The organism is Ruegeria sp. CDSC054 (assembly GCF_059610645.1).
This window is the reverse complement of record NZ_JBXWOA010000010.1, coordinates 134,628-154,495: the sequence shown is the minus strand read 5'-3', so window position 1 is coordinate 154,495 and position 19,868 is coordinate 134,628. Positions and strand designations below refer to the sequence as shown.

Sequence of the window (19,868 nt, the reverse complement as noted above, 5' to 3'; positions counted from 1 at the left end):
GACGCGTCGAACACTGCTAAGATCCAATGAACACATTACAACCTGATGAGACACTCGTTGGGTTCAAATGCACAACCGAGAATTTGAAGCAGGTCCGATCAATGCTTTCTCATCGTCTACTTCTCTGTGGCTATGCAGAGCAATAATCCCACCCTTAGCAAATCAACCTATTTGGACCGATAGGCTCTGACGTCAGACATGTTTGGATGTCTGCGATTAGTAGGTTTTAACAGAAAATGCGATACCGAGTGATCATTTGCTGCGCTGACTCCAACGTCCGAATACTGTTCATAGCGGGCGCGTCGTCGCTGGCTCACCATTTACTATCCCAAAAATCTCTGAACTGAACACTCATAAACAACAGACGTTTAGACGAAGGAGAATTTCCATAGTTTATCGAAAGATGTCTTCCAGCCAAGCTTCAAAACGCTGTTTGGCTACCGCATCCGCTTTTGTGTTTTGCCCTGAAATCAAATAGTGGCTCTGTTCTATAGGAACTGCTTCACCAACTATGGCGACCTTTCTTCCGGTCTCAACTGCGGTTTTGGCAAACCTCTCGATAACGATCGCATTGCCGCCACCTGCGGCCACGATGTCCACTGCGGCTATTGTCGTGTCGACCACAAAGGTTGATGCGAATTGGGTTTGTCGAACCCCGATTGCGGAAAAATACCGTTCCCACATTTGCTGGAAACCCAGAATGTGAATGAGTGGCCGTTGTTGCAGATCTTCGATGGAAGGGGTTTCTTCCTCGACCATCTTGGGGGCAATTGGGACGATACGTTCAGTAGATATTTTCCGAGAGGGGATTTCATTCCAATCGCCACTTCCTGTCCTCAGTTCAACATCGACATTTTCGCGGCCTGCGGATTCAGCCCAAATGTTCGAGATCAGCTTTATGGAAATATCGGGATGAATCCGCAAAAACTCGGGCAGCCTATGAGCGAGAAACAAGGTCGCTGTAGATATTGGCGCGCGCACGACCAGCTCGTGCTTCTGGTTTGATCCGAACAGGCTGATCGTTGACAGATCGATGTCTCTCAGGGCTTGCCGCACGGAAAAAGCGTATGCCTGACCAACTTCGGTCAGGCTAAGATTGCGTGCGGCACGATAGAACAAGGGGCAGCCAAGTTGTGCTTCCAGCGAGCGGACATGAAGGCTGAGTGCCGATTGTGTGATACCCAGCTCGGCTGCGGCAGCAGTAAAGCTCAGATGCCGCGCTGCGCATTCAAAGGACCGAAGCCAGATAGGGTTAGGAGATCGCGGCATTCTTAGCACCGAAAATTTTCGCTGATACCTGCCGGTTTTATTCGTTTTACACCTTGCCATCAACGTCTGTAGTTTTTTTCAAAGTAACATCTTTGCCGATCATCCGGCAGGAACTGGAACAGGGAAGCACGCACATGAAAGTTGGGTTTATTGGTCTTGGAAATGTCGGCGGGAAACTCAGTGGCAGTTTGCTGCGGAACGGCATTGATCTAACGGTGCATGACCTCAATCCCGAACTTGTGGATGATTTCGTGTCGCGTGGGGCAGCCCGGGGTGAAAGCCCGGGCCAACTGATGCGCGATTGCGATGCTGTTATCACCTGTCTGCCGTCTCCTGCCGCTTCGGATGTTGTCATGCAACAGATGCTGCCCGAGGTGAAACCGGGCAAAATCTGGATGGAGATGTCCACCACTGACGAGGCCGAGGTCAAACGCCTGGGCGCAATGGTGATGGACGCAGGAGGCGCAGCCGTGGATTGCCCGGTTTCGGGTGGATGCCACCGCGCGGCGACGGGCAATATCTCGATCTTTGCGGGGTGCGATCGTGCTACGTTTGACCGCATCGCGCCTTTCCTGAAAACCATGGGTCGCCGCATTCTGCACACTGGCGATCTGGGCTCGGCTTCGGTTCTGAAAGTTGTGACGAACTATCTGGCCACGGCCAATCTTGTCACCTGCTGCGAAGCGCTGGTCACCGCCAAGGCAGCCGGCATGGACCTGAACACGACCTATGAAGCGATGAAGATCAGCTCCGGCACGTCTTTTGTGCATGAAACCGAAAGCCAGGTGATCCTGAACGGCAGCCGGGACATTTCCTTTACCATGGACCTGGTCAAAAAGGATGCCGGTCTGTTCCAGCAGGTGGCCGACCGCCACAACGTGCCGCTGGAAATCTCGCCTATGCTGGTGCAGATTTTCGAGGACGGCATCGAGCGCTATGGCGAGCGTTGTTTTTCGCCCAACATCATCAAACGTCTGGAAGAGGCCACAGGTCTGGATATTCTCGCCCCCGGGTTTCCGCCGGAAATGATGGATGATGAGCCGGAAGAACCCGGTTACGAGGTGATCCCGCAAGGTTTTGAACGCGAAGCCGCTGAATAAAAAAAACGGCTGAATTGTAGCGCATCTGTACATTCGGCGGGCACCCAGCAACGCGCAACCTGACGGCCGCGGGAATCGAGCATCTATCAAGAGTCGATCGCGATCTGGTCGAAGCGGGAGTGAGTGCACCTGATAGGTTCACCACTGCCGCGCTGACGGCCAGCGACTATGAGAACCAAGAGGAATCCGGCGTGCCGGTACATAATCTCATTGGCGCATACTATGTACCAGCAACCTTCTCTAATTGAATAAATTTAAACTGTCTCACTGGCGTTGGAGCCAGACAGAAGATCAGGTTAAAAAACGGGTTTTTAACCACTCGCAAAAAGCGGTGGAATCGTGTGATCCGGCCGTACCTGTTTTGTGTTGCAAGACGTAGTGAGCCTGACCCGTATCAACGGGGGCACCGACAATTCTGATCTGGCGCCCGCTCGCGATGGCCTGCTGCGCGAACCGGTTGATCATAATAGTGCAGCCGCTTTCCGCGGCCACCAATTCGCAAGCGGCGACCGAGGTATCGACGATAAGGCGCGGAGATATATCAGCATTGGGCAGACCACGGGCCGACAGATACCGCGCCCAATGGTCGTCGAACCCGAGAACGTGAATGGCAGCGTGCGCCATCAGGTCCTCGGGTGTTTTGATCATTGGCGCGGTGCGCACACCGCAAACTGGAACGATGAATTCATCAGAAAGCTTGACCATGCGCGTGTCGGAATGGGTTTGCGGAGCCAACTGGATGTCAACGTCCACGGGATGCCCTTCCTGGCCGCTCTGCCACAGAGAGGTGACAAGTTTGATCCCGATACCGGGATGAGCTGTCTGAAAGGTCGCAAGTTGCGGCGCCAGCCAAATGATCATGGCCGCCGACGCCCGCACAACGATCGTCGTCTCCAAGGCAGGCCTAAACAGCCCGTTTGTGGAAAATGCGATGTGCTCCAGTGAATCCCGGACTGATATCAAATAGGCCCGGCCGATTTCCGTCAGTTGCAGGCTTTTGGCCTTGCGAATGAACAGCTTCTGCCCCAGCTGACCTTCCAGCGCCTTCATGTGTTGACTGACAGCCGTTTGTGTCAGCCCCAGCTCTCGACTGGCGGCGGTAAAGCTTAAATGACGTGCGGCGGCCTCGAAAGTGCGAAGCCAGTTCAGATTGAGATTGCTTTTCATTGCCCATTCATAAGTTTTTTATGTGCATGGACGCAAATTGTTTCATTTTCCTTCATTCCGGTCGGCAGTTAGACAAAAGCAACCGACGACGAAGTCGACCAGAAAAAAGGAGCGATCTATGCCGGAGATCAATCAAGATACAGACACCGACATGGTATTGAGCCTTGTGGATCTGGAGCGCTATCCCATTGCGGATCTGGAAAGTGCCGAAGGCGCTGCGTTTCTCAAGACCTGTCAGGACCAGATGGAGGAAAATGGCTGGTGCAATCTGGATGGGTTTATCCGTCCCGAGGCACTGGCAGCACTGGCCGATGAATCCAACGCCTTGCTGCCCACCGCTGACGTGCTGACTATCAAGCGCAACATCTACCAGGGCGCAATTGATCCGTCGCTGCCCAAGGATGATCCGCGCCGTAAGGAATATACGCATGTGGCAACGCAATTGGCGGACGATCAGCTGCCAAAGGAAACACTCATCCAACAGCTTTATCAGTCGCCGCGTTTGACAGACTTTGTGCGCCGCGTCCAAAAGAAAGAGGTTCTGCATCGCTGTGCCGATGAGTTTCAGGCGCTGAATGTCGTCGCCCTGCATCCAGGAAGCTGGCACGCCTGGCACTATGATACGACGGAATGCACCGTGACGCTGCTGTTGCAGGCCGCTGAAACCGGTGGTGACTTTGCCTTCTTGCCGAACTCGCGCACCGACGAAACCGAAGACCGCGAGGCGGTGGATCGTTTGCTTGCTGGCGATATGTCCCATGCACAGAAGTTTGACCGGGGCGCCGGTACTTTTACCCTGTTTCGCGGTGGCTATTCTTTGCACGGGGTGACAGAGGTCGAAGGGTCGACCCCCCGCGTCACCGCGATCATGACCTATGACGAACAGGAAGGCCGCGTGATCAGCGACGACATCAACATCCGGATCTATGGTGATCGCGTCAAAAATATTCTCGCGGAGCGCGCAGCCTCCACTATCAACGCATAAAGGACCAAGCCATGAAAACTGCTCTACTCGTCATTGATGTGCAAATGGCGCTGGCCCATGAGGATGCCGCCGGTGCCGTGCGATCGTGCCCCGAGGCAGGCGAAAATATTGGCCGACTTCTCAGCCGGTTTCGCGCGCAAGGTGACAAGATCGTCCATGTGCACCACCACGGGCTTGACCCCGATGATCCATTTCATGCGGATGCGCCTGGTGCTGTTGTTCAACCCTTTGCAGCACCGCAAGGGGACGAGCCGGTGATCATCAAATACGTCTCCAGCGCCTTTGCCGGAACCTCGCTCGAGGCCGATCTTCGCGCTGACAACATCGAGCGTGTAGTCATCTGCGGGGCCACGGCCAATCACTGCGCCGGGTCCGCCGCGCGCTCTGCAAGCAGTCTGGGCTTTGAGATGGTTTATGCCTCTGATGCCGTCTGGTCTTATGACGCGACCGGGCCGGACGGGGTGACCCACAGCGCCGAGCAGATACATTCGGTCACGCTCGCCAACCTGCAGGGTGAGTTTGGTGAGGTATGTTCGACCGACATCATCCTGAACGCGTAAGCAATATAACTAACCCCGAGGACGGCGAAGATGCGCATTGGATTTATTGGGCTTGGCACAATGGGCGGCCCGGCGGCCCTGAACCTGATTAAGGGCGGGCATGACCTAACGGTCTGCGACCTTGATCGGAACCGGGCAGAAGAGCACCTGGCGCTTGGGGCGAAGTGGGCAGAGACCCCTGCGGCAGCCGCGCAAGCGGCGGACATCGTGTTCACCATGGTCTTTGGACCAAAGCAAATCGAACAAGTGGTAGGTGGCGACGTTGGGCTGCGATCCGCCATGTCCGCGGGGCAGGTTTGGGTGGATATGACAACCAACAAGCCGGCTTTTGTGCGCGAGCTTGCCGCCACCTTTGCTGAAAACGGTGTACAGTTGATTGATGCGCCGGTCACAGGTGCCGTCGATGGTGCACGCACCGGCAACATGCCCCAATTTGCAGGTGGGGATGAGGCGACTGTCGCGCGTATTCGCCCCGTGATGGAACTGATGGGTCCGCTTCATTACATGGGCCCCAGCGGCAGCGGGTCCGTGACGAAACTGGCCAGCAATCAGCTTTGGGCCATCCACGCGACAGCCATGGGTGAAGCACTTGTCATGGCGGTGAAATCAGGTGTCGATCTGTCACGGGCCTGGGACGCGCTTAAGATCGGGGCTAGCGAAAGTTGGTGCATGCATCACGACGCCCCGTCCGTTTTTGCCGGACATTATGATCCGTCCTTCACACTGGATCTGTGCCAAAAGGATCTGGGCCTGATCGTTGAGGCCTGCGACGACGCCGGCACCGCCGCCCCTGCCACACGGCTGGTATGCACGCAGTTCGAAGCGGCCCGCGAAAGATACGGGGGCGACAAGGGCGAATTGCATGTGGTGAAGCTTGAAGAAGACAATGCTGGCGTGTCACTTCGCCTTGACGGGGATTGGATCCCGCACTGGGAAAAATAACGAGGGGCCCAATCTGGGCCCTAACCCCAAGGTCCCGCGGCGCTGGTTAATAAGCGCATCCGCGGCCCAACATTCGACGTACCGCTTTGACGTGGTAGCTGGCGTAAATGTTGATTCTTACCGTTCCAACCCAACATCCTGAACAGGAATACCCAAACCGACTTTCTTTCTTCCCATGACAACAGATGTGCGAAAGCGACGGACGTTTGAGTTGTCGAAGAACAATCGTTTCGTGAGTTCCTGAAAATCATCCATATCCTTTGCGGAGCAGACGAGACAGAAGTCGGCGTCTCCGGTGATGTAATAGCACTGCTGTACCATAGGCTCTGATTGCGCCTGACGAGAGAATGCGTCGATCTGATCCTGACGTTCGCGTTCCAATTCGACCATGACAATGAAGCTCATCGCGACACCCAGCTTTTTGGGATCAACGATTGCAACTTCTGAAAGAATTGCGCCCGAGGTTCTGAGCGCCTTTAACCGCCGCTGAACGGAGGCCACGGACAAGCCTGTCTCGGACGCAAGCTTTTCGAGGCCCATCTTGGCATCGGCTTGCATCAACTGAAGCAGGTTTCGGTCATACTGATCGAGTTTCATGAGAAATTCCCTATAGGGTAAGAAAATTTCCCGAAAATTCGGAAAAATTGACCATAATAGGTCATCCTTCGCGTGTACAACTTTCGGTATGAAAAATCCAACGATACTCGATGTTGCAAAACCGCTGGCTCTGCTGGCTACATGCCCCGCCTATAAACCAAGTCCGTTGGAGACACGCAGTCTCCAAGACAGACCTATTCTGATCAAGGACGAAACCAACAGGATGGGATTGGGCGCTTTCAAAGCTCTCGGAGGCGTTTACGCTGTTGCCAAGCTGATAGAAGCGCGCGTCGGCCACCCTTTGGAAGCAAACGCCTATTTGGATGATTCCGTAAAAACCATCGCACGCACGATGACTTTTGTCTGTGCCAGTGCAGGTAATCATGGCATGGCCGTGGCGGCCGGAGCGCGGCTGTTTGGCGCAAAGGCCCGCATTCACCTTGCCGAAACAGTGCCAGAGGATTTTGCAATTCGCTTGCAGGACAAAGGCGCGGAAGTTGTCCGATCGGGCGACGATTACGAGGCGAGCGTTGCGGCAGCCATAGCCGACGCCGAGGCGTCCGGCTCAATCCACCTCGCCGATGGATCGTGGCCTGGATATACGGAACCTCCGCGGTTGGTAATGGAAGGCTATACCGTCATCGCCGAAGAAATGCAGACAGAGTTGGAAAGCTCTGGGAATTGGCCAAGCCACGTTTACTTGCAGGCAGGTGTTGGTGGGCTGGCTGCGGGGATCGCTTACATGATCCGGTCCACCTGGTCGGTTCAGCCAAAGATCATAGTGGTCGAACCTGATGCAGCCCCTTGCCTTGCCGAAAGCGCCCGGGCGGGACAGATCGTAACGGTTGAGGGCCCCGTGTCCAATATGGGGCGCTTGGACTGCAAAACGCCTTCTATGTTGGCTTTCGAAATTCTGGAACGGTGCGCCGACGACTGGGTAACGGTCACTGACTTGCAGGCCGTGGACGCTGTAAAACATGCTCGCGATCTGGGCTTTTCCACTACGCCATCTGGCGCAGCGGGGCTTGCAGCCTTGTTGACGGACGAGGCCAAATTGCCGTTGATCGTGCTGTCCGAGGGAGATGTTCCCGATGCTTGATCTCGTTGCGTTTCGCCGTGATCTGCATGCTCACCCTGAAATAGGCTTCGACATTGATCGGACCTCGGATCTGATCGCGACCGAGTTGGAGCGCGCAGGGCTTGAGGTCACTCGGGGTGTAGGCCGCACGGGCATTGTGGCCACCTTGCGCCGTGGTCCGGACGAAACAGCAATCGGTTTTCGAGCCGACATGGACGCGCTGCCGATACACGAGGCCACCAACTTGCCGTACCGTTCGGGAACGGAAGGCAAGTTTCATGGATGTGGCCATGATGGCCACAGCACCATGCTGCTGGGTGCCGCGCTGGAGCTTGCGGCAGACCCGTCTTTTGACCGCACCATTCACTTCATCTTTCAGCCGGACGAAGAAAACGGAAACGGGGCAGTCGCGATGATCTCGGACGGTTTGTTTGTACGCTTCCCGATGGCCGCAATCTTTGGCCTTCACAACATGCCCGGAATGGAGCTTGGTCACTTTGCCACTCAAGCGGGCTCATTCTGCGCGTTCGAGGATAATTTTGAGATACGCGTTCAGGGTCAGGGCGGGCACGCGTCGATGCCGGAAAAAGGCGTTGATCCGATTGTGACTGGGGCCGCAATTGTGCAGCAGTTGCAATCGATCGTCTCTCGCTCGGTTTCGGCGAGCGAGCATGCGGTGGTTTCCGTAACGGAGTTCCTGACAGACGGTGCACGAAACATCTTGCCCAGCAACGTAACCCTAAGGGGGGATTGCCGGGGCTTTTCCAGGGATGTGTCCGAAAATATCGAGCGCCGAATGCGCACCATTGTCGCCGGTGTTTGTGCCGCGCAAGGCGCAGAGGCGGAGGTTGATTACTCGACTTCCTTCCGGCCATTGGTGAACGATGCCAGAGCCACTGACATGATCGCGGGTGCCGCTCGTGAGGTTGGCAGCGTTGATGCGGATTACGGTCGGGTAGGATTCTCTGAAGATTTTGCAGAGTTTCTTGCCCACCGCCCCGGGGCCTTCATCCTGATGGGCAACGGAGTGGAGGGCAACAATTCGATGCCGCTTCATAACCCGTCGTATGATTTTAACGATGAAGCAATCAGGCACGGGATTGCGTTCTGGACCAGCACGGCACGACGGGAATTTTGATGGCAAGTGACGCCTGAGCAAACGTCAATAATGGGCAATTTTTCCACCCCTGCTGTCCCCAATCGAACCTTCGGCTGATCTCATGCGGCAAATGTTCTCTTTGTTGGGCCACTTCATCTGGTGACCACCGCTAGGGTCGGTCGCATCGAGACCCAGAAACATTGTGGGAAGCAGGTGACGCAAAGCCTCATGGTCACGAACTTCGACCCGGCAGATCGCGGCGACTCTGTTTCGTATCGTCTTCCGCGCCATATGAACCAAAACCTGCGAGGCGGGTGCTTTTTTCTTACGCCGACGGCAGATCCCAAAGGTTAATAGATGGTTAACATATCTCGGTACTTGATTGCGCGGCGATCTTCTTGTTTTACTGAAAATCAAATCAACCCATGCCCAAACGCGGTGTGAATATACAGTGACAATCGGTAACAAAACTCTGAATCTACAGAACTTTATGACGATGCGGGCAATGGAGTAGCAAGATGAATCAAGACGATGGATCATCACGCAATGAGTTTGGGAACCCCGGCTCGATTGACGATATGGTGGCGATGTATCTGGAAGCGCTTGAGGGTGTTCTAGGCTCGCTGCGGGACTACAGCGAAAAGGGTGCACGGGTCGAACCCGACGTGATGTTTCTGCTTGCACAGGCACAAGCCCGGTGGCTCAGTTCAGCTTTGCGGTACTGGCAGCAGATTGCGACCATCGTCTCGACCCAAGGGACAGACGCGATCGAAGCAACCATACCCAGTGCGGATGGCCCGTCATTGGAGGCCAGACAGCTGATCGTGCTGGACAAGGCCCGTGCCGTGTTGCGCGAAATATCGGATCTGTCGCTGAGCGAGGCAAAACTGTTGCAACGTGATCTTATGGAAATCGAGGCTGAGCTTCGCAAGTCAGTCGGCCCCGAGGGTGACGACCGGGAAGGCCCCCATCGCTATGCAAAATCCAAACCATGAATAACGAAGGTGCCCGCGCCGATTGGGTGATACCGGAACTGGGATTTGAGTCTGAGACCGAACGGTTGCGCACAGCCATCGGCGCGTGGGTTGAATCCACGCCGGAAGAGATGCGCCCGCAGTTGGAAGAACAATTTCTGGCCGGCTCAAAGTATTTTCGCCCATTGACCATCTTTGCCTGTCAGACGGCTGTCGGCAGCGAGGAGATCACGGATGAGACCATCCAGTCGGCCGTAACGCTTGAGCTGTTTCATAACATGACGCTGGTTGTGGACGACATTCTGGACCAGTCGGACGAACGGCGCGGCAAACCGACCATGCACACGGCCTTTGGGCAACTTGCGGCGCTGATGACGTCCGGGTTCATGGTTGCGGAAGGCTATCGGATGATGGCGACCGAGCCGAAGGTGGTCGGGTTGTTGTCCGAGCTAATGTCCCGGCTTGGCGCGGCCGAGATCGCGCAGTGGAACAGCCGCACGATGCCGCGCGGGGTCGAGGATTGGCGCAAGCTGGCGCAGGAAGACACTGGTTCGATGTTTGAGGTGGCTGCTTGTCTCGGTGACCGTAGCGAGGGGTTGCGCCATTTCGGTGGTCTGCTGGGCACCCTGTATCACGCCTGTGATGACGTGTCCGACGTGCGTGGAACCGAAGCCCTGGGCGGTGGGGGTGAAGAGGATATCCGCGACGGGATTCTAACCCTGCCAGCCGCGATCGCCGTGCGCGAGCCTGTGATCGCTGAAATGTTCCGCGATCCAAACCCGGAAAATTACGACGCCCTGGCCGAGGCCTTTCGCGCCGCATTGCCAGAAGCCGAGGCCGAACTGGACCGGATCGCTGCAAGCGCGATAGCTGAGGCAAATCGATTTGCCCGGAACCCCAAAAAGCTGATCACACTTGTGGATCGCACGCGGGCTTTGGGCGAAGCCCGCTGATCACAAATAGGCGCGTGCCGCTTTCAGATACTGGCTGTCGAACCCTTCTTCGAACTGCGCCACCAGCGGTTCGATAAGCGCGCGTTGCGCGTCTTTTGTAGGTAGCAAGGTTGCCAGACCCAGTGCCGCGCGCAGTTGCCATGCCAGCGCGGACCGGCTTTCGGCCGCGTCAAAGGCAGCGCGATAATGTCGCTCTGCGCCACTGGTATCGCCACGTTTCTGCGCCAGTTCCCCTTTGACCAGACGCAAGTCAAGGACGTGGTTCAGTTCGCCTCCATCTTGCAATGGTTGGTCTAGCCCGTCCAGAACACGTGCAGCATCCTCGATCCGGTCCTGCGCCAGCAGCAAGCGCGCGTGATTGGCTTCGAAGCAGACGCGGTGGTAATGGACACCAGCATTCTTACAGGCAGCAACAGCCGTGGCCGTGATCTTTTCGGCCTCTTCCAGTTGACCGAGTTTTGCCATCGCCCGGGCGCGCCAGAACGATGCCCAGACACCCAGGAACCTGTAGCCATATTCTCCGGCAACCGCGCTGCATTCTTCGGTCAGGTCCATGACCTGTTTCCAGTCACCGTTCCAGTCGTGAATGCGGATCACACCGTTGGACAGAGCATAGACAAGCGAATAGGGGTCTGGCAGCGACCGGGTGTAATTAAGGATGTCGTTGCCGACCTTCACCGCCTGATCCGGGCGGCCCAGAGACCAAAGCGCCGCTGCCCGGAAACATTCTGAGATCACTTTGGGCTCTGCGGCCGACAGGCGCGGCCCCGGCTGGTCCCAAATGCCTTCTTCATAAAGCTGCAGCACCCGTTCGCCATAACGCACCGACTCGGCGTAGTCGCCACGGTTGAAATGGGACCATGCCTGCATCGAGGCGGAATAGACTTCATAGCGGGCATTGCCGCTGCGCGTCGCCTCGTCAGCAAGCGCCGCAAAGGTCTCGTGCCCCGAGCTTACATCGCCACGCATGGTTTCAAATGCCCCGATGCCGTAAAGAACCGCAACGCGCAGGTCGGGGTCGTCAACATCCAGAAACAGCTCGCGGGAGCGCTCAAAAGCGGTCTGCGCCTGTGGCGAGGCATAGCTGGTCGCCGCAAAGTGCACGACGCCGATGGTTGACTGCAATTGCAGCTCCAACTTGGCGCGATCAGCCAGGTCGTCGACCTCGCCGACATATTCCAATCCGTTGCTAAGCTGCGCCAGTGCCTCCTTCATCGAGGCCCGACTCCAGGCAGATTTACCAGCTGTCAGCCAATAGGGAACTGACCGGTCGCCCAGACCGGCGGCAACAAAATGGTTTGCCACCTGTTCCGGACCGGACTTGCAGCGTTCGGGAAATTTTTCTTCCAGTGTTTCGGCAATCTTGCCATGCAATTGTTGCCGCCGCCGCCGCAATATGGACCGGTACGCGGCCTCCTGAATCAAGGCATGGCGGAACATCAGGCTGTGACCGGTTTGGTCCGGGTATGCGAGGTCTGCGTCACCGAGTTGCGAAAGCGAGTCTGAGAGCTCGGGCAGCGGAGTTCCGGTCACCTGAGACAGCAGGTCGACATCGAATTCCCGGCCGATCACGGCCCCGATCTGGGCGTATTCGCGGGCGGCCCCCAGCTTGTCGAGACGCGCCATCAAACTGTCTTGCAGTGTTTCAGGCACCAAATCCGCGCTGTTTCTGAATTCCATCGCAGAGCGGGTCAGCTCTTCGGCAAACAGCGGTACGCCATCTGACCGTTCCAGCAATTGCTGGCGCTGCTCGGCCGAAAAAGCATCCGAACCTGTCATACTGTCCAACAGCTCTTCGACTTCGGCTGGCTTGAGGCGCGCGAGTTCGCAGGTTTCCAGATGATCCACCTGCCAATCATGGGTGAATTCCGGCCTGCAGGTCACAAGCAACAAGATCTGATGATCGGCGAGTTTGGCTGCGAATTTGGTCAGCAAATCCAGCGATGTGGGGTCGATCCAGTGTAAGTCTTCAAAATGCACCAACAATGGTGCCCGCTTGGACAGAACGATGACCTGTTCGATCAGCATGTCGATCGTGCGGGTCTTTTGCAGCTCGGGCGACAGGTTCAGCGGTGGATACCTGTCACAGGGCAGCGAAAACAAAGACGCCATCAGCGCGCGGGCTTCGTTCAGATCGTCTTCGGCGACGACCAGTTTTTCCAGCTTGTCCAGCCGGGCTTCGCTGTCATCGTCTTCCTTGAACCCGAGCACGTTTTCGATCTGACGGCGGATAGGGTACAGGGCCGTGTTCTCAAAATAAGGTGCGGATTGCAGGTGGAGAACGGTTGCACCTTCGCCCTTGGCCTGATCCACCACCTCATATGTGAGGCGGCTTTTGCCGATGCCAGCCTCACCTGAGACAAGGCAAACATTCCCCTTCTTGGATTTGGCATCTTCCCAAGCCGACATCAGGCGTGTCCGTTCCTGCGTGCGACCGACCAGAGGCGTAAGCTGCCGCCGTGCCGAGGTGACGGCGAACCGGTCCTGGCGCTGTGCTGTGGATATGACACGCCACGCCACCTGACCGGGCTCAAACCCCTTCAGATGGATGTTCTCCAGCGCTTCATAGACGAACATATCCCCCAGCAGCGAGTGCGTCCTTTTGCCGATTACAATTTGTCCCGGCTTTGCCAGGCCCTGCAATCTGGCGGCAAGATTGGGCGTATCGCCAGCCACGGCAGACGTCGAGTTCACTCCGAGCTGGTCAAGATCGCCGGCCACCACCAATCCGGTTGCAATGCCGATGCGGACCTGCAGGCGATCACCAGCTGCAGTATCCAGGCCGGTGACGGCCTCGACAATCTCCAAAGCCGCGCGGCATGCGCGTTCTGCCGCGTCCTCTTGGGCGACCGGATAGCCAAAATAGATTACAACGCCATCACCAAGGTATTGCGCCACGTGCCCCCTGGCATCTTTGATCAACTGCGACACGGTATCCTGATACAACGCCATAAGGTCGCGATAATCTTCAGGATCAAGCCGCGCCGACAGGGCGGTCGAGCCAACCAGATCACAAAACATGATCGTAAGGTGCCGCCGTTCGGCGCTTTCCTCGCCCGTCATGGCTCCGCTGGGTCTGGGCTGTGCCGCGTCCGGCTTCATCGCCGCGATCGCCTTGCTGATCTTGAGCCGATGACCCAACACCGTGACACCCATTTCTCTGAGATGGTCGCCGGTCACATCTTCAAGAATGTCCAGGTCGATGCCGTTCTCATCAAACAGTTCGGTGTATTGTGGCAGGCCAATTTCGTTCAGCCATGCCGCAATCGATTTAGTAGTCATCAGTCGTCTCTTACTCGTGCGAGTTATTCTTGGTTACTTTTTACGGGGCTTGCCGTCTTCTGTATAGTTCCAGAACATTGGACCAAGGCCCAAAGTCTTTTCGTTCCACTTACTTGCAGGCAGCCAATCCGTAAACAGGGAACCAAGGTTCTCTGGGCTTGGCGTGAATTTCGACTTCGGGAACTTGAAGTCTTTTGGTGGCCATAGCTTGTTGATACCCAGCGCTTTGTCCGCAAGCGTCCAGGCTTTTGCACTGGCGGCATAAGGTGCCCAAGCGATCTTGAGCGTCTGAAACATCTGACTGGGATAGAAATCGGGTGTAATCACCTCTACCGGTTTACCTGCATCGCCTTTGTCCGGTTCTCTCTGCGCGGCCTGACGTACGCCTTCGGCTGCGATCAACCCTGTTGCACAAGCGCCTTCGACGGTCGAAACATCCGCGAAATTTCTGACATAAGTTCCTGCCAGAAACAGGTTTTCGAACTTGGTGTTGACCTCGGGGCGATGTTCCCAGCTGCCGGTTAGATTGGCAAAAAGCTCTTCGCCCGTATTTGTGTCGACAGAGGTTTGGAACAGATCGATATCGGCCTCGGTTATTTCTAACTTGGCAGTGATTTCTCGCAGAATATAGTCGATCGCGGTTTTGGGGTTTTTGAGATCCAGAATGAGGTTCTGGTTTTCGTCTCGGCGTTCGGGTTTTACAGACAACAGCGATTTAAAATCCGATACCGTCACATAAAGGAAGGTGTTTTTGAGGCCCCACGTCGCCGAGTAGTTGAGGAACGTCATCTCATAGGGCGTATCCATGAAAACCACCACTTCCGTAGGGATGCCGGGTAGTTTCCGCTTGAGATAAAGCTCCACCGACGCCATCGGCTCGGCCTCCAGATACCTCAACTGGCCTAGGGCAGGGTCGGCATTGTACAAATCATCGGTCACCATCGATGCCATTGCACCGGGTGTAATACTGATGATCACGTTCTCATCGCTCACATCCACTTCGATGTCTTTCTTTGCGATCCCCCATTTGGGGTTAACTGATGGCGATTTGGTTACCTTGTCAAACACCAGCCGTTCGATCCGAGTGCCGTCTGCGTTGGGATGCACTTCGCGAATTCGGTGGCGGTACTTGAGCTCAAACCGGTCTCCGAACTGATCAAGCTTTTTGTGGAAGGGATCGATCAGAGTTTCTTTCTTGGACCCATCAAACAGCCAAAGCTGCGGAACCGGAACGCGGTTGCCGTACTTCAGGAAGGTCTTGTAGCTGCGCGCCGAAGCTTGCCAGCTGTCAATCGCCCACACGGTTTGCCAGATCTTCTCATGAAGTTGGGCGACTTCATCGGTGCAATAGGGCCGTCCACGCAGCCAGCCGTTGAACGACATCCGGTCAAGCTTGTCATCTTCACTGTCCGGGATCGAAAGCAGATCGACCATCGAATACATGAACAGGAATAGTTCAGCAGGCGGCGCTGCGCCACCGGTGAGGTTGCGGTAAAAATCCTGAATGCCGCCCGGGTTCACCATTTCGGGCATGTTGTCGAGATCGCCGTCATAGAGAAACTTGAAGGCTTCGCGTGGTGTGAAGTTATCTTCGATCCCAAGGTCTTTGGCGACCGACCAGAAGTTGTAATACCAATTGCACAGCATGTGATAACTGTGCTCGCGCGGGTAATCACCGTGGTCGTGCTCCTTATGGGACCGCAACATTCCACCAATGAAATTGTCCTGCTCATACAGTGTGACGTGGTATCCCCGCTCCAACAAGCGAAGAGCCGCGGTGAGCCCGGCAATCCCGGCCCCGACGATAGTTACTTTATGCATGCTCACTCCCCCGGTTTTCTGCGTCACAAGCCTGCAATTCCAAACCGGCGACGTCAAAACTTATCTAAGGTTACGCTGCTTGGGGCATCAAAGGAAACATTTTCAGAGTGTTGCAGGAAAATGATCCGCAGGACGAAAGGCAACGGAATGTGTCGCGGCATTGCAAGCTGCTTTGAAATAAAAGTTCAGGGATTGGGCTTGGACCCTAAATTGCAAAGGCAACAAAACTTAGGTGCACGCCAATGCCGTCAACTTCACCCGTGCTTTTTGGTCAAGTTTGGCTTCAAACCCTTGAAAGCCGCCGGTATGCGCGGTGCAGACGTTAGGACTTGGCGGGACATCCATGAACCGGTTAGCGCTGCGCTTCCTCGTTTCTAAGCATTCTCTCACCGGTCACAAAGTAGAGCGTGAGGTTCGTTTTTGACATTGCGATTAAGTTCGTTTTCTAACTCCGCCTCGATCCAATCTCGGCGAGATCAAATTGTAGCTTTGTAGAGATCGAGGCGATGGCCCTAAATTCGGCCAAGGTGATAATTTTGCGAAGCAATCTTACTTTGATGGGGCTCTACTCAAAAAAAGTTGCGGCACCTTCCGCACATTCTTCAGAGCAAGTGTGGAGGCTCTACCAACCCTGTTGCGCCGAATTGCTTCATAGTCTTCTTTTGTTTTCAGGAGAATCCGACGGATGCTCCCGTTGCTTGCTCCACCAAGGCGCATCTTGGTCAGTACTTCCGGGATGTAGGCGGCGGAAATACCGCCTTTGCCAAAATACCGCAGAATGCTCTCGTAGTCGGCCGATATTCGTAGATTGTCATCATAAGCACCCCAGCGCGTGATGACATCACGTTTGATGAACAGGCTGGGATGCGGCGGCATCCACCCGCGTTTCAACTTGTCGGGGCTGTAAGTTCCAGAAACCCAATGGCGGATAACCTTGTTGGTATCCTGTCCCGAGACGTAATCCAGATCACCATAAACCGCATCTGCATCGGTGTCCTGAAACATCTGCGCGACCCGCGCCAGCACATCCCTATGCGCAAAGAAGTCATCCGAATGCAACAAGCCGATCACATCGCCGGTCGCCCGGGCTGTCGCCTTGTTCAGCGCGTCGTAGATCCCTTTGTCCGGCTCGCTAACAAGCCGCATCCGAGGATCAGTTCGCCCGTTTAGTAACTCCAGCGTTCCGTCGTTAGACGCTCCGTCCTGAACCACGTGTTCATAGTTGTCGTAGCTCTGAGTATCGAGGCTTTTCAAGGCATCCGGAAGAGTTTCGGCACGGTTCCAAACCGCTGTAAGAATTGAAAACTTCATTATTTTTGAACTCGGGTCCTGCCTAAACTTCAATTCTCAATACGGCCCGGATCGCCTCTGGGGCGCTGTCGCCTGTCCGGTCCATGTACCCGCGCACTTCCTGCAGCTTGGCATCGACCAGAAACCGGTACCAAAACCCCTGCAGCACGTGAAATGCCAACCCTTCGCGCCCGTCCAGAAATCCAAGGCGCAGAACGTAGCGGTAGAGGAAGTACAAAAACGCCCGTAAACCCCCCGGCATTCGGGCGTAGACCTTTTCCTTCAGCCACCGTTTCACACCGGCTTGCCCCTGGCCCAGGCCCGCCACCGTATCAATGGGCATAAACTGGAACTCGTGGTTCAGCATGTCGACGACTTCCCGGCTGGCATATGCGTTATGCTTGTCCGTCCACCAGGAAAGGCTGTTGAGATTGTCATCCAGCAGCTCGCCGGACAGCGCGCCGGTGTTGCCCTCGACCTTGATATGCTCGTCCATCCAACGGTTCTCACATCGTCCCTTGCCATGCCGAAACAGGCGCAGCATCGCGGTCGGAAACAAGCCGCCATGGCGAATGGGCCGCCCCAGAAAACACATGCGGCGACCAACAGTGAAGCCGTCAGTTGTGTCTGGCGCGGAAGATATTGCCGCAGAGATCTGGCCTGCGAGCTTATCCGAGACAATCTCATCCGCATCCAGCCGCAACACCCATTCTGTCTGATCGGCCAGCTGGTCCAGTGCCCAATTGAACTGGGTCGCGTGGTTGCGCCATGGATTGCTCAGGACCTCAGCCTCAAGACCTCGGGCGATCTCTGTCGTACGGTCGTCCGATCCGCTGTCGACCACCACAATCCGCTGCGCAACGTCGCGCACAGAGCCAATTGCACGGGCGATGTGGCGCTCTTCGTTATACGTCAGTATGACAACGGTGAGGTGTCCGCCGTGAACCGTTTTACTTTCTGTCATGGAAGTTCCCGTTCTGTAAGCCGGGCCGGATTTCCGACGGCGATCCGGCGCTCGGGAACATTCCGCATCGCAACCGCCCGCGCACCGACGATTGCACCAACCCCGACCCGGACATTCGGGCCGACAAAGGCATCAGCACAAATCCACGCATCTTCGCCGATGCAGATCGGCGGCTTTGTCAGAGGGCGGCTGGGATCAGAGAGGTCATGGCTGCCAGCGCAAAGATGCGCGCCCTGCGATATCGTCGCCCGTGCCCCGATTTCGATCCTCCCGAGCGCGTAGAGAATAGCTCTGTCTCCAACCGCGCATTGCGCCCCAAGACTAAGGTTCCAGGGCATTGTGATCCGAACACTGGGATAGATATGAACCTGCGGCCCGACCTGCGCACCGAAACAGCGCAACAACATGCGGCGCCATCCCCAACAGGGACGCGGAACCAGCCTGAACAATGGCTGGGCCAGTACCCACAGCACCCGTGCCACTTGTTCTTTCCGACTCCACTTGCGGGCCTTGCGGTTGAGGTTGACGTCAACCATTCGCATATGCCCCTTCGGGCGCGTTCGACAGCACTTCTTTGTACAGTGCCATGAACCGCTCACCCATTGCCGCTTGCGAAAACCGCTCGGCAGCCAAGGTGCGTCCCCGCGCGCCCATCGCCTGCAGATCATCGCTTCTGAGTTCGGCAATTGTCCGGGTCAGGTTTTCTGCGGACAGGGGGATGCAGCGTCCACAACCGGTTTCATCCAACAGGGCCCAAGGCGTATTCGTCGTAGTCAGGGCAGGGACGCCATGCGCCAAAGCCTCTGCCACGACTATCCCGAAGTTCTCGGAATGACTTGGCAGGACGAAGAGATCGGCATTGGCAAAGGCCCGCGCCTTTGCGTCATCCGTTAAATGACCATGCACCATGACACGTCCGGGCAGGCTGGCGGCCATGGAATGGACGTCTTCCGAATACGCAGGATCTCCGCTGCCATAAATGTCCAACGTGACATCCTTTGGCAACTCGCCCATCGCCTTGATCAAAAGGTCCAGGCCTTTTTTAGGATGCAGCCGACTGACAAAGATCAGGCGAAATGTATCGCTGTCCTGATGGGGCGGCATCTCTATCGGCATCTGGACACTGTTGGCGATTACTGCGCCGGGAACATCGGGAAAGAAATGCCCGTTGGCTTCGGCCTCGACGGCCGCCGTGGCGTGCAACCGACTGCGGCGGGGCAGAAGTCGCGATGCCAGCGCCAGAAATCGCCGCTTGGTCGCTTGCTTGGGACTGTCTTTCCACTCGAGTGTCGCCTGGATAGCACCCCTAGGTGACCAGACCACGGGTCGCCCGATCAGCTTGGCCAACAGAAGGGTCGGCAGTGTTGAAAAACTGAAGGTTCCCGTCAAATGCACCAGATCGGCCTTGGCAATGGCGCCCGGCAGGCGGGCCAGAAGCATCAGCGATATGCTGGCACCGGCGATACGGCGAAGGTAGCGGACGGGGTAGGGCATTGTTTGCCCGGCATCAGAGGGCAATCTGTCGCTGCGGCGAGGCCCTGCCGAGTCTGTGCTCAACACCGTGATCGAGGCCCCGGCCTCATGAGTGCTGTCGCAGATCGCCTTGGTCGAATAGATAGGTCCACCCCAATATGCGGCCGGATAAAATGCCGGGCTGACGTGTAGGATTTTCATTTAGGAGAGCTTTCGTCAAAGCGGATTTTTTGAGTTCAGATATTAGGTTCAGCCAGTTTACGCGAAAGTAATCTGTGGTGTCGGCGAAGTCGTCGACCGTCGGATAAAAAGAT

General features: G+C 56.1%; 17 protein-coding genes. 8 read left to right on the top strand and 9 right to left on the bottom strand.

Going from position 1 to position 19,868, the window contains the following annotated elements; all coding sequences use genetic code 11:
* Positions 1 to 393 precede the first annotated feature (393 nt).
* Entirely contained in the window at positions 394 to 1,269 is an 876-nt protein-coding gene (locus AC2FGC_RS17915; protein ID WP_496783051.1) for a LysR family transcriptional regulator, read from the bottom strand.
* Between the two features lie 134 nt (positions 1,270 to 1,403).
* On the opposite strand from AC2FGC_RS17915, the gene AC2FGC_RS17910 reads away from it, so the two are divergent.
* Positions 1,404 to 2,369 carry an NAD(P)-dependent oxidoreductase gene (locus AC2FGC_RS17910; protein WP_496725202.1) on the top strand — a complete coding sequence of 322 codons (966 nt, stop codon included), beginning with the start codon at positions 1,404 to 1,406 and terminating at the stop codon, positions 2,367 to 2,369.
* A 291-nt stretch (positions 2,370 to 2,660) separates the two neighbouring features.
* On the opposite strand, the gene AC2FGC_RS17905 is transcribed toward AC2FGC_RS17910, so the two are convergent.
* Positions 2,661 to 3,536, bottom strand: a complete 876-nt coding sequence (locus AC2FGC_RS17905; RefSeq protein WP_496725200.1) for a LysR family transcriptional regulator — start codon at positions 3,534 to 3,536, stop codon at positions 2,661 to 2,663.
* A 118-nt stretch (positions 3,537 to 3,654) separates the two neighbouring features.
* On the opposite strand from AC2FGC_RS17905, the gene AC2FGC_RS17900 reads away from it, so the two are divergent.
* Genes AC2FGC_RS17900 through AC2FGC_RS17890 form a run of 3 tightly spaced genes read left to right on the top strand, consistent with a single transcriptional unit; the run spans position 3,655 to position 6,023 of the window.
* Positions 3,655 to 4,521, top strand: coding sequence for a HalD/BesD family halogenase (locus AC2FGC_RS17900; RefSeq protein ID WP_496783049.1), 867 nt, complete (start codon positions 3,655 to 3,657; stop codon positions 4,519 to 4,521).
* A gap of 11 nt (positions 4,522 to 4,532) precedes the next feature.
* Complete coding sequence (locus tag AC2FGC_RS17895) at positions 4,533 to 5,081, top strand: isochorismatase family protein (RefSeq protein ID WP_496783047.1); 549 nt, start codon at positions 4,533 to 4,535, stop codon at positions 5,079 to 5,081.
* A 30-nt stretch (positions 5,082 to 5,111) separates the two neighbouring features.
* Complete coding sequence (locus tag AC2FGC_RS17890; protein WP_496783045.1) at positions 5,112 to 6,023, top strand: NAD(P)-dependent oxidoreductase; 912 nt, start codon at positions 5,112 to 5,114, stop codon at positions 6,021 to 6,023.
* 117 nt (positions 6,024 to 6,140) lie between these two features.
* On the opposite strand, the gene AC2FGC_RS17885 is transcribed toward AC2FGC_RS17890, so the two are convergent.
* Positions 6,141 to 6,620 (bottom strand): Lrp/AsnC family transcriptional regulator, encoded by a 480-nt coding sequence (locus AC2FGC_RS17885; protein WP_496769167.1) that lies wholly within the window; start codon positions 6,618 to 6,620, stop codon positions 6,141 to 6,143.
* 88 nt (positions 6,621 to 6,708) lie between these two features.
* Between AC2FGC_RS17885 and AC2FGC_RS17880 the strand changes: the two genes are divergently transcribed.
* The 4 genes from AC2FGC_RS17880 to AC2FGC_RS17865 all read left to right on the top strand — a co-directional run bounded on the left by AC2FGC_RS17880 (position 6,709) and on the right by AC2FGC_RS17865 (position 10,724).
* The gene (locus tag AC2FGC_RS17880; RefSeq protein WP_496783043.1) at positions 6,709 to 7,719 is read left to right on the top strand and encodes a pyridoxal-phosphate dependent enzyme; all 1,011 of its coding nucleotides are present in this window, start codon (positions 6,709 to 6,711) and stop codon (positions 7,717 to 7,719) included.
* The gene (locus AC2FGC_RS17875; protein ID WP_496783042.1) at positions 7,712 to 8,836 is read left to right on the top strand and encodes an amidohydrolase; all 1,125 of its coding nucleotides are present in this window, start codon (positions 7,712 to 7,714) and stop codon (positions 8,834 to 8,836) included. The genes AC2FGC_RS17880 and AC2FGC_RS17875 overlap by 8 nt, the downstream gene beginning before the upstream one ends.
* 479 nt (positions 8,837 to 9,315) lie before the next feature.
* Entirely contained in the window at positions 9,316 to 9,792 is a 477-nt protein-coding gene (locus AC2FGC_RS17870; RefSeq protein WP_496725186.1) for a hypothetical protein, read from the top strand.
* Positions 9,789 to 10,724 (top strand): polyprenyl synthetase family protein, encoded by a 936-nt coding sequence (locus tag AC2FGC_RS17865; protein WP_496725184.1) that lies wholly within the window; start codon positions 9,789 to 9,791, stop codon positions 10,722 to 10,724. The genes AC2FGC_RS17870 and AC2FGC_RS17865 overlap by 4 nt, the downstream gene beginning before the upstream one ends.
* On the opposite strand, the gene AC2FGC_RS17860 is transcribed toward AC2FGC_RS17865, so the two are convergent.
* From AC2FGC_RS17860 to AC2FGC_RS17835, 6 genes are all read right to left on the bottom strand, one after another.
* Positions 10,725 to 14,006 carry an adenylate/guanylate cyclase domain-containing protein gene (locus AC2FGC_RS17860; protein WP_496725182.1) on the bottom strand — a complete coding sequence of 1,094 codons (3,282 nt, stop codon included), beginning with the start codon at positions 14,004 to 14,006 and terminating at the stop codon, positions 10,725 to 10,727.
* A 33-nt stretch (positions 14,007 to 14,039) separates the two neighbouring features.
* Positions 14,040 to 15,827: an FAD-dependent oxidoreductase gene (locus AC2FGC_RS17855; RefSeq protein WP_496725180.1), complete on the bottom strand. Its 1,788-nt coding sequence runs from the start codon at positions 15,825 to 15,827 to the stop codon at positions 14,040 to 14,042.
* Between the two features lie 549 nt (positions 15,828 to 16,376).
* Entirely contained in the window at positions 16,377 to 17,138 is a 762-nt protein-coding gene (locus AC2FGC_RS17850) for a glycosyltransferase family 2 protein (RefSeq protein WP_496783040.1), read from the bottom strand.
* A gap of 22 nt (positions 17,139 to 17,160) precedes the next feature.
* Positions 17,161 to 18,081, bottom strand: a complete 921-nt coding sequence (locus AC2FGC_RS17845) for a glycosyltransferase family 2 protein (protein WP_496783039.1) — start codon at positions 18,079 to 18,081, stop codon at positions 17,161 to 17,163.
* Complete coding sequence (locus AC2FGC_RS17840) at positions 18,078 to 18,617, bottom strand: LbetaH domain-containing protein (protein ID WP_496725174.1); 540 nt, start codon at positions 18,615 to 18,617, stop codon at positions 18,078 to 18,080. Before AC2FGC_RS17840 ends, AC2FGC_RS17845 begins: the two co-directional genes overlap by 4 nt.
* Complete coding sequence (locus AC2FGC_RS17835) at positions 18,610 to 19,755, bottom strand: glycosyltransferase (RefSeq protein WP_496725172.1); 1,146 nt, start codon at positions 19,753 to 19,755, stop codon at positions 18,610 to 18,612. Before AC2FGC_RS17835 ends, AC2FGC_RS17840 begins: the two co-directional genes overlap by 8 nt.
* Positions 19,756 to 19,868: the final 113 nt, after the last annotated feature.